This window comes from Pseudoalteromonas sp. 2CM41L (genome assembly GCF_023161905.1).
In the GTDB taxonomy this organism is placed as follows: domain Bacteria; phylum Pseudomonadota; class Gammaproteobacteria; order Enterobacterales; family Alteromonadaceae; genus Pseudoalteromonas; species Pseudoalteromonas atlantica.
This window is the reverse complement of record NZ_JALNTN010000032.1, coordinates 1-7,681: the sequence shown is the minus strand read 5'-3', so window position 1 is coordinate 7,681 and position 7,681 is coordinate 1. Positions and strand designations below refer to the sequence as shown.

Sequence of the window (7,681 nt, the reverse complement as noted above, 5' to 3'; positions counted from 1 at the left end):
TTTTTCACCCAAATTTGTATGCTTATTAGCATAACATTTCTTTCTTAATGGGTGGCCAAATTAACTATGCCACTACACTACAAGCTTTAATGGCTTTAGAGGGCGAATTTTAGAGTCTTGGATTAAGACTTCAAACTATAAAAAAAATGAACTAGAAGGGACGTTTCAAGCTTTAGACATAATATATGACTCAGTTACTGAAATTCCTATTTTTGATTTAACAGTTCATGTAAAAAATGAATTAAAGTCTAAATCAAAATTTTTGAATGAGTCAATTTCAATAGCTCTGTCATCGATAGAAGATATTGAGCGAAATGAGGACTCAGTTCTAGTAAAGTTTTCTAGACTCAGAAATGCCGCTGATAAAGCTTACAGGGTATTAGATTCTCAAAATAAACCCATTCATTTCTCTAAAATCACTCAAGAAGTTAATATATTGAGTAAAAGCTTTAATGATTTTACACCCATAGCCGAAATGAACTTAAAAAATCAATTAGTCGCTGATGAACGGTTTTTTCCAATAGGGAGAAGTGGAGAGTGGGCTCTGAAAAAATGGGATAACTTAAACAATTTAACAATAATCCAAGCAATAGAAAAAATTCTTCACCTGTCAGGAAAACCTCTTAAGTTTTCAGAAATAGAAGCAGGTGTTAAGAAAATTAGACCCGATGCAGCAGTTAATTCATTGAAAGTTTATTTAAGTGATACAAAAAATTTCACTAGAGTTGGTAAAAATGAGTTTGCCTTAAGTTCGTGGCGGATTCAGCCAGTAAAAAAACAAACTAATATCATTGTGAGTGAGTCAGACTTTATTGCTGAAGTTAAGAGTGTTTTATCAAAAGAAAACCCTATCGGCTTACCAAAATTAATTACTCTTTTGAATCAGAATATTGCGCTAGCCAGCTCAAGTGTAAGGCAAAAGCTATTAGGGCTAAATGGTCTAGAGTTCTCAGTAAAGCAAGGCAAAAAAGGAAAAACCGTTACCTGTTCTGATGTAAATTCAATAACATACAAAAACAAAAAAAGAGCCCTTTTACGAGATTTAGTCCAAGCGGAAATAAGAGCGGTTTTATTTGAACAACCTAATATCCCAATAATTAAAGGCGATCTATATTGTAAGGTTGCCAAGACTGTTGATTGTAAAAGACCTACGTTTTATAGGTACTTGGATGATATGAAAGATATTTATCAATATAACGAAAACAGTAAATTTTATGCTGTATATCAGCATGAAGAAACTGTAGAAGTTATTGGAATAGATGTTAATAAATATACGACAAATCATGCAATTATTGAGTTGTTGAAAAGACCTCTGGCAATGTTAACAGTCGAAAATGTGGATATAGCACTTTACGAACTTGGTTTGTTGTTTGAAACTTCACTTAAATCTTATCTAACAAAACAACGTGTCTTAGGTCAGATATCTGTTAACTCTAAGGATTTATCCAAGCTGATCTGTATGATAAATTGTGTAGTTCGTGAAGGTATTGTGACTAAAGGCCACCATTTAAATACTTTGCGAGAAGAGCGAAATGACAGAGCGCATGGCGGAGTTCCAAGTAGCGAAGAGAGGCATTTATTGTTCAATAAGGCACATTATATTGCAGATCTTTTTGTCAAATATATATGTTATTTTAAGCACTTAGATCTCTAATTGTTAAAATAACATTATTTATTAAAAAGCCTACTGCCCGTCATTATCAACTCAAATTTAATTGTCTGACGCTACTCAATATGAGAATCATCAGGCTTTTTAGGTCTATCAGCTAGCTCTGTTAGACCATCTTCACAGTCGCCGCTATCGCAGGTATTTAAATCGCTTTGTGCTTGCTTATCTTGTTGTAGCACTTGTTTTAAATCTTCCATACGTTGGCGCACGGCTACGCCGTAGCTGGCGTCGTCGCCCCACAGTTCGGCCAGTTGCAATACGGCAGCGCGGTCGTGGTCTCTAAATAGTTTTCCGGCGCGCTGGGCATCTTCTTTATTGTTACCTAATAGCTCTAATGCATCTACCGCTAGGTTAATGGCGGAGTCGACCGTTTCGCGGTTAAAGGCATCTACTTTTAAATTAAGTAATTGATACGCGTGGCGGCGGTCGATAGCGCGGGCAACAATTTTAAGCTGCGGGTAGTTTTTATGTGCAAGCTTAATAATTTCGAGGGTTTTGTCTGCATCGTCTATTGCCACAATTAGCATTTGCGCGGTGTGCGCGCCTGCGGCTTCAAGAAGTTCTTGGCGGGCAGCATCGCCATAAAATACGGTATTGCCAAAGCGGCGTAGAAGTTCTATTTGGCTTGGGCTGTGATCAAGTACAGTAATGTCGTAGCCTTGGGCGTGTAATAAGCGCCCCATAATTTGCCCAAAGCGCCCGTAGCCTGCAATTATAACGTGTTTAGCACTGCTAATTTGCTCGGGCTTGTCGAACTCGGGCGCACTGTTACTGGTGCGTTTTTGTAGCTGCTCGTAAGCCATTAATAACAGTGGCGCAACCAACATTGAAACAGCCACTACTAACGTCACTAGGCTTGTTTGCTCTGGCGTTAATATGCTTAATGTAGTGGTTACACTTAAAAGTACAAAAGCAAATTCGCCGCCTTGTGCCAGCGCTAGTGCAAACAGTAAACGCTGCTTTTTACTAATATTAAAGGTGATGGCAAGGGCAAATAAAATGCATGCTTTTACTACAATAAGCAGCGCAACGAGTGCAATAACGGTTGTAAATTCATCCGCTAATAATTCAAAGTTGATTGATGCGCCAACAGTGATAAAAAACAGCCCTAACAGTAGGCCTTTAAAGGGTTCTATATCGGCTTCTAGCTCGTGTCTAAACTCGCTTTCGGCAAGGACTACACCGGCTAAAAATGTACCGAGTGCCGGTGATAAGCCAATACTTTGCATTACAAGGGCAATAGCCACCACTAAAAATAGCGCAAAAATAGTAAATATTTCACGCATGTGGGTTTGCGCTATGTATCTAAATAACGGCGCCGACACATATTTACCGCCGGCAATAATAGCGGCGATAACCGCTACCGATACGCCAACTTGTTGCCATACCGGCCAGCTTGCAATAATGGAGTCGCTAATGTCTTTTGAGCTACTTTGCGGTGCAAAAGCCAGTAGTGGCAGGAGCGCTAAAATAGGAATAATGGCGATGTCTTGAAACAGCAAAACCGAGAATGCGTTTTGCCCGGCTTCTTGCTTTAGCCAGCCTTTTTCTTCAAGGCTTTGCAGCACAATAGCGGTTGATGACAGCGCCAGCATTAAGCCAATAGCCAAAGCGGTTTGCCAATGCATGGTAAAAACCCAATAACAAAACGCAAAAATAGCCGCGGCGGTAAGTACGACCTGTAAGCCGCCAAGCCCTAATATTGAATGGCGAAGCTTCCATAAACGGGCTGGTTGTAGCTCAAGGCCAACCAAAAACAGCATCATCACTACGCCAAACTCGGCAAAGTGCATTACATCTGTTTGATCGCCCACAATACCCAGGGCGTAAGGGCCAATTAGTATGCCCGCAATTAAATAACCAAGTACCGAGCCAAGTCCCACTCGCTTGGCGATAGGTACAGCCACTATGGCCGCCGCTAAGTAAATTAAAGCTATTTCTAACACGCGTATATCCTAATAGTATCAAGGCTTTTAGCATGGCTTAGTGGCTTTAAAAATACAATGGGTCATGTGGCTGAAAATGGATCATTTAGTCATAATTAATCGGCTACTTTTACGGGGCCGCTAATGTTATCAATACTTACATCGCCTGAGCCCGATTCGGTAATGGTAAGCCCCATAGCGTGGTTTACACGAATGTCGCCCGAACCATCTTCAATGGTTACGCTTGCTTGCACGTGCTCAATGACTAAATCGCCAGAGTTATCGTCTACATCAACTGCGCCATTAATGTTATTAATGGCCATGCTGCCTGAGCCGTCTTCAACAGTTAAGGTGCCGCGCACATTACTAATACGCATATCGCCCGAGCCATCATCAACTACGGCGTTGCCGCTAACATTATTAATATTTACGCTGCCAGAACCATCGGTAAGCGCTAAGTTACCAGTGATGTTTTCAAGGGTTATATCGCCTGAGCCATCTTCAATAGTAAGGTTTTTAGCGCTATTGATAGATAAGCTGCCTGAGCCGTCTTCTATATCTATATTATTTTGCATGGCGCTTATTGCAATGTCGCCAGAGCCATCATCAATATCGAGCCTTAAATTACTTGGCACGGTAACCACTAAATCAATGTGTGGCGATTGGCCGCTGTAAAAACGCATACCGCTGGCAGTATTGTTGTTTGCAACTAGGGTAGCTTGTTTGTCATTTTGCTCAAGGGTAAGCGTGTATTCGTCTTCAATGTCGGCGGTAAAAATTGTGGCATCTACACTTATGCTGGTGGCATTAGGCGAGCCTTTTATTTCAAGAGAGCCTGCACCGCTTAATACGTTTAAGTATTCTAGGTTATTACTTGGCAGTGATAACTGCTGAGTTTGTTTTACTGAGGCAACGCTTGGCGATATATGAAACACACAGCCGCTTAATAATAAAATGCCGCCAATAAGTGAAAGTGGTTTTGTAATGTTAGATACAGTTGATGAACTCATGTTTAGTCCTTTGTGTTTGTTATTTATGCATGTTTTGTATAAGCATAGTAGAGCAAAAACGAGACCAATTGTAAGTTATTGATTTTATTGGGGTGAGATGTGTTTATGAAAAGTGGATTTACTAATAAGTGGTTAAATACACTAAGAAGTAATTAAAAAAGGATGCACATGGCATCCTTTTTAAGTGTTTGCTTTTAGGTTATTTATTAAAAGCTGTAAGTAATATTACCGTATAGGAAACGCCCGTCTAATCCGTACGGTGCATATGGCGTGTACGGGAATATTTGGCCAAAGTCAGAGTAACCAATGTTATCTACCGTTGCTTGCGGGTACTGATCGAACAAGTTGTTTGCACCTACTGCAAATTTCCAGTATTCGTCTGGGCGGTAGGCTACTTCTAGGTCGGTGATCCATTTAGGGTCTATGTACTCATCGCGATCGGCGGTAGTTGAAATATCAGCCACTTCACCGTAGCGCGTTGCACGAAGAGTGGTTTGCCATTCGTTAAAGTTCCACACTGCTGATAGGTTCCATTTGCTATCTGGCGTGCCTTCTTCAAAGCGGCCTACTTCGCGGCGTGCAAATACAACGTAGTCATCGCCTAGTGAGTTTAGCTCGCTTGGGTTGTCGTCTACGTGCGTTACTTCGGTATCGTTAAAGTTAGCCGCTACGTTTAAGCGTAAGTCACCTAAATCGCTTAAATCTAAGTTGTAGGTAGCAACAATATCAACACCTTGCGTGCGCGAGTCGATAGCGTTAGTGAAGTAACGTACGCTTTCTGTGTTTAGCTCGCCGGCATTTTTCAGTATTTCTACTACAGCATCGCCCTCTAGGTTTTCAGACAATACAATACGGTCATCAATATCAATGCGGTAGGCATCTACAGTTAGGCTAAAGCTGCCTTGCGTGTACATAAATCCTGCTGTTACGTTGACTGATTCTTCGGCATCTAGTTGTTCAGCACCTAGCGCTTGCGCTGCCGCTGAATCAGTAGGGAATAAACCTACTTCAAACGGTTGGTTGTTCTCAAGTACGGTAGATATTTGGCGGTACGAGCTTTGCGCAAGTGATGGTGCACGGAAACCTGTGCTAATTGCGCCACGTAGTGATAGGTTTTCGTTAATGCTGTAACGCGACGCAAGCTTTGATGTAAACGTATCGCCAAAGTCGGTGTAATCTTCGTAGCGACCCGCTAAAACAAGGTTCCAGTCTTCTGTTAGGTAAGTATCAAACTCAACAAATACCGCTACGTTATGGCGGCTTTCGTCGGTTACGCTTTCTGGGCCAAAACCAGCTAATACTTGTGCGCCACCGGCAGCAATTGGATTGCCATCGCTATCTAAAGCGGTAATGTAAGAGGCTTCTTCGCCTTGCTCAATTTTGTAGCTTTCGTGGCGGTACTCTGCACCTACAGTAAAAAATACGTCATCTGGCAAGCCAAAATCTAGCACTGTATTTGCCGTAGCGTTTACTAAAAACTGATCGTAAACCAATGCACCGTTGTCAAATTCGGTTGGGCTGTCGGCACCTAGCGATGTATTAATGCTATTTACAACGCCAAAGCCAAAGTCGTTGCGGCCGTAGTTGGTACTTACATCCCATGTCCACTCGCCAGTTTCGCCTTGCAGGCCTAGGGCAAATGAGTAATCTTGTACGTCGGTTTCAATTTGCGGTAAAAAGCCATCCGGATACACTTCTAAAACGTTGCGGCTGTCTTTTGCACGGCGGTAAAAACCACCTGAGTTACCTTCGCGTTTTGAGTAGCTACCAAACGAGTACAGGTTATAGCCGTTATCAAAGTCGTAACCCATGTTGTAAAACAGTGCGTAGTCTTCAAGCTCTGCTTTACCAAAGCGGTGGTTGTAACGGTCGATGGTAAATTCGCGTGGGTCTAGGCTGCCATCTTCTAGGCGGTCGTATTGCTCGCGCGGGTCAAAGCCTGAGCGCTGCGTAGAGTCGTTATCACGATACTCAATTGATACGTTCACAAAGCCGTTATCTAAAAGCTCAAAACCAGAGTTTGCGCTAATTGTACGGCTTGCGCCGTCGTTTACTTCGCGGTCGGCGCCGGTATTAAAGGCAAGGTTGCCATCGGCATCTGCGTAGGTGCTCTCTAGCTGAGGTACACCAGCCATTTGGGTGTCGTACTCGCCGTAGGTTACGCTTACGCTGCCGCCTTCTGAGGCATCTTTAAGTACAATGTTAATTACACCGGCAATGGCGTCTGAGCCGTACTGCGCTGCTGCGCCATCACGTAGTACTTCTACGCGTTTAATGGCTGATGTTGGGATCATGTTTAAGTCAACAGCGGTAGAACCACGGCCAACAACACCCGCTAAGTTTAATAGCGCGCCAGCGTGGCGGCGTTTACCATTAATAAGCACTAGGGTGTGATCGGGTGCTAAACCACGTAATACAGCAGGTTTAGCGTGGTCTGTACCATCACCCATGGTGGCGCTTGGGTAGTTAAAGCTAGGTACTTGGTTGGCCAGTATTTGGCTAATTTCTAGCTGACCCGTGCTTTGCATATCACCACTGGTAATAATATCTACAGGTACGGTACTTTCGGCAATACTGCGCAGGCTTCTGCGGGTACCGGTAACCGAAATCACTTCAATACTTTCTTGTGCTTGAGTGTCTTGTTCTGCAGCAAATGCAGGAGAATAAGACGCGCCAAGCGCAGAGGTAACGGCCAGGCTAAGTGCTACTTTTTTGGCTGATAATTGCTTTAACATGATGTTGATTCCCTTAAGGGCTGCTGACTATTGATTTTTCAAAGGAGCGCATAATATAGAAGGCACTACCTGTGTGCAAAGATAAAAACTGTCTAAGTTATTCTAAGTTGTTAACAACTAAAATGACAGTTTACGCCCGCTATAGACGTTTAGATCGCTCGAGTTGCAATCTTGTGTCGAATGGTTGCGAATTCAAGGGAAGTGTGAGTAAAAGTTATTAAAAAGTAAAAAGGCCACGCGAGTGCTTGGCCTTTATTTATTTTATAAATGTCTTGTCCTGAAATGTGTTTACACATTTAGGACTTATTTTATGAAAACCACTAAAACTAAAGACGTTAAGCG

General features: G+C 42.4%; 4 protein-coding genes. 1 reads left to right on the top strand and 3 read right to left on the bottom strand.

The window, feature by feature from the left end; genetic code table 11:
- The first annotated feature begins 262 nt into the window (after nucleotides 1–262).
- Nucleotides 263–1,654 (top strand): winged helix-turn-helix domain-containing protein, encoded by a 1,392-nt coding sequence (locus MTF64_RS19775; RefSeq protein ID WP_248452433.1) that lies wholly within the window; start codon nucleotides 263–265, stop codon nucleotides 1,652–1,654.
- Nucleotides 1,655–1,725: 71 nt separating this feature from the next.
- On the opposite strand, the gene MTF64_RS19770 is transcribed toward MTF64_RS19775, so the two are convergent.
- The 3 genes from MTF64_RS19770 to MTF64_RS19760 all read right to left on the bottom strand — a co-directional run bounded on the left by MTF64_RS19770 (nucleotide 1,726) and on the right by MTF64_RS19760 (nucleotide 7,342).
- On the bottom strand, nucleotides 1,726–3,615 hold the full coding sequence (locus MTF64_RS19770) for a monovalent cation:proton antiporter-2 (CPA2) family protein (RefSeq protein ID WP_121638168.1): 1,890 nt from the start codon (nucleotides 3,613–3,615) through the stop codon (nucleotides 1,726–1,728).
- A 95-nt stretch (nucleotides 3,616–3,710) separates the two neighbouring features.
- Nucleotides 3,711–4,604, bottom strand: a complete 894-nt coding sequence (locus MTF64_RS19765; protein ID WP_248452432.1) for a DUF4097 family beta strand repeat-containing protein — start codon at nucleotides 4,602–4,604, stop codon at nucleotides 3,711–3,713.
- A 206-nt stretch (nucleotides 4,605–4,810) separates the two neighbouring features.
- Nucleotides 4,811–7,342: a TonB-dependent receptor gene (locus tag MTF64_RS19760; RefSeq protein ID WP_248452434.1), complete on the bottom strand. Its 2,532-nt coding sequence runs from the start codon at nucleotides 7,340–7,342 to the stop codon at nucleotides 4,811–4,813.
- Nucleotides 7,343–7,681 lie beyond the last annotated feature (339 nt).